The sequence below is a fragment of the Segeticoccus rhizosphaerae genome (genome assembly GCF_009192725.1).
Taxonomy (GTDB): domain Bacteria; phylum Actinomycetota; class Actinomycetes; order Actinomycetales; family Dermatophilaceae; genus Segeticoccus; species Segeticoccus rhizosphaerae.
The window spans coordinates 1-2,028 of record NZ_VOHR01000483.1; the positions used below are offsets into that span (position 1 = coordinate 1).

Here is a 2,028-nt window from a genome sequence, read left to right on the forward strand (position 1 = left end):
GCTGGTCCGGCGGCGGCACGGTGGCGCCCTTGTACTCCACCGGGATGCCACCGAGGGGGTAGTCCTTGCGCTGGGGCTTCGGCTGGCTCTGCGCCCTGGCGGCCGGGCTCGCCGCACTGCTCGGAGCCATGGCGGTGATGACCGGCAGGGTTCGTTAGCCTGCGGGGGTGAGCAGCACTTCCGACGACTCGCGCGGAGCGGCGCCCGGCGCCGACGGCGTCGACGTGTCACGCAGCGGCGCCCGTGCCCAACGCGTGGGGGTGGCGGTGCAGGGCTGGCAGCACGAGCTGTCCCTGGTCGGCGGACCCAACACCCTGCTGTGGCACCGGGACCTGCCGGGCGGCACCCTCGACCTGACCACCGCCCACCCGGGCGGGGTGGCGATGCTCCTCGCCGGCAGACCGACCCGCCTGTCGGACCTGGTGCGGGAGCCCGTGGCGCTGCAGCAGGCTCGCGAGCGGGTGCGCAACATCCGGCACAAGGCCGTGGAGCTGTGGGAGGAGCACGGGCTCACCACGAGCTACATCGCGGTGGGTATGGCGACCTGGGACGTCCCGCACGCACCTCGCCCCCCAGCCGCTCCCGTCCTGCTGCGCAGCTGCACGCTGTGGCCCACCGGCCCGGCGGAGCTCGACTTCGACGTCGACCTCGGCCCCGACGTCGAGTTGAACCCGGTGCTGCTGCACTACCTCCGGTCCGAGCGAGGCCTCGAGATCGACGGCGCCGACCTGGCCGACCGGGCGCTGGTGCGCAAGGGATTCGACCCCCACCCCGTCTACGCCGAGCTGTCGGGGGCCTGCCGGCAGGTGCCAGGGTTCAGGATCAGTCCCCGGCTCGTGGTCGGCACCTTCTCGCACGAGAAGCTGCCCATGGTCGCGGACCTCGCGGCGCACGGAGACCTGCTCGTCGACCATGACGTCGTGGCGGCCCTGGCCGGTGACCCGGGCGCGACGGCCACCATCGCCACGACCGCACCGGACTGGCCGGCCGACCCGGACCCCGAGGCCGAGCTGGCCGTGCTGGACCTCGACTGGTCACAGCAGGCGGCCGTGGAGGCCGTGCGCTCGGGCGTCAACCTGGTCGTCGAGGGCGCACCGGGCACGGGCAAGACGCAGACGATCGCGGGCCTCGTCGCGGCGCTGGCGGCGGACGGGCAACGGGTGCTGCTCGTCTCGGAGAAGCGGGCTGCCATCGAGGCGGTCCGACAACGGCTCGACCGCGTCGGACTCGGTGACCTGGTGCAGGCCGACCACGAGGACCCTCGAGACCGGCGGCGCGTGGCCGCCGAGCTGGTCGCCGCCCTCGATGCCTCGCTGGTCGCCGCCTCCGATGCCGTCGACGACGATCCTGCCGAGGTCAACGCCAGACTGGTCCAGCGACGCGGAGAGCTGGCGACTCACCTGGCTTCGCTGCACGACCGGCGGGAGCCGTGGGGCGTCAGCGCCTTCGACGCACAGGTGGCACTGTCCGCCTTCGCCGCGCGGCCCGCCGCGCCGATGTCCCGCGTCCGGCTGGAGGGTGCCGTCCTCGACGGTTTGACGAGGGACCGCATCGACGAGCTCGGTGCGCGACTCACCGAGGCCGCCGAGCTCGGCGCGTGGACCTCCGGCGACGAGGAAGACCCGTGGTATGCCTCGCGGTTCACGTCGGACGAAGAAGCCGCCCGGGCCCTCGACATCACCAAGCGACTGGAGGGCGGCGAGCTGGAGGCGGCGCGCCGCCAGATGGCGGAACTGGCGGACGAAGCCGGGCTGCCGGTGCCCGGGACGTTGACCGACTGGGAGAGCTCTCTGACCCTCATGGAGCAGGTGCGTGACTCCCTCGAGGTCTTCAGGCTGGAGGTCTTCGACGCCCCGCTCCCCGAGCTGGTCGCGGCGACTGCCTCGAAGGAGCAACGCCGCTCCGGCGACCTCGACCTCGGTGTCCTCGCACGCGCCCGCCTCACCCGCCAGGCGCGGGCCCTGCTGCGGCCCGGACCGCCTCCGCCCGACCTGCACGGCGAGCTCGCGCTCGCACTGGGGGAGCGCG

The 2,028-nt window shown here is 73.7% G+C and carries 1 protein-coding gene and 1 pseudogene; one reads left to right on the forward strand and one right to left on the reverse strand.

The annotated features are described in order from the left end of the window. Positions 1 to 76: pseudogene (locus tag FRW57_RS24630) on the reverse strand (NADH-quinone oxidoreductase subunit C); the annotation flags it as partial. 91 nt (positions 77 to 167) lie between these two features. On the opposite strand from FRW57_RS24630, the gene FRW57_RS20885 reads away from it, so the two are divergent. After that, positions 168 to 2,028: AAA family ATPase (locus tag FRW57_RS20885; protein WP_152186966.1), on the forward strand; the 1,861-nt coding region annotated here is incomplete at its 3' end.